Here is an 804-nt window from a genome sequence, read left to right as displayed (position 1 = left end):
GGTCCGCAGCGTCGAGAGGCGGTGAGCGATGATGAACACGGTCCGGCCGCGGACGATCTGCGCCATGTTCTCCTGGACGATCCGCTCGCTCTCGTAGTCGAGCGCACTCGTCGCCTCGTCGAAGATCAGGATACGCGGGTCGCCGATCAGCGCGCGGGCGATCGCGATGCGCTGACGTTGCCCGCCCGACAGGCTGCTGCCCCGCTCGCCGACATTCGTGTCGTAGCCCTCGGGGAGCTGGAGGATGAAATCGTGAGCGCCGGCGAGCTTCGCGGCGGCGATGATCCGCTCGGTCGGCAACGACGGATCGGCGAGTGCGATGTTGTCGCGGACCGAGCGGTTGAACAGCACGCTCTCCTGCAGCACGACGCCGATCTGGCGCCGCAACCAGGTCGGATCGACCTGGGCGAGGTCGACACCGTCGACCAGGACCCGGCCGCTTTCCGGCACGTAGAGCCGCTGGACGAGCTTGCCGAGCGTGCTCTTGCCGGATCCCGACGATCCGACGATGCCGATCACCTGGCCGGCCGGCACCCGCAACGTGACGTTGGAGAGGATCTCCGGGCCGTCGATCCGATAGCGGAACGTGACGTGCTCGAAGACGACATCGCCGCGGATCGCCGGCAACGCCATTCGACCCGGGCTGTAGATGGGCTCGGCCGGGGTGTTGAGAATGTCGCCGAGCCGCGCGACCGACAAGCGGGCCTGATGAAAGTCCTGCCAGATCTGGGCGAGCCGAAGAACCGGGGCACTCACCCGGCCGGCCAGCAGATTGAAGGCGACGAGCTCACCGACGCTGAGGTC

1 protein-coding gene is annotated in these 804 nt (G+C 67.7%); it reads right to left on the bottom strand.

The genetic code is table 11. The features are described 5' to 3' along the window. A partial coding sequence (locus ABTU92_RS30075; RefSeq protein ID WP_408095197.1) for an ATP-binding cassette domain-containing protein occupies positions 1-804 on the bottom strand: 804 nt, incomplete at both ends.

Source organism: Rhodoplanes sp. SY1, from assembly GCF_046000175.1.
Lineage (GTDB): Bacteria > Pseudomonadota > Alphaproteobacteria > Rhizobiales > Xanthobacteraceae > Rhodoplanes.
This window is presented reverse-complemented; position numbering and strand designations above follow the sequence as displayed.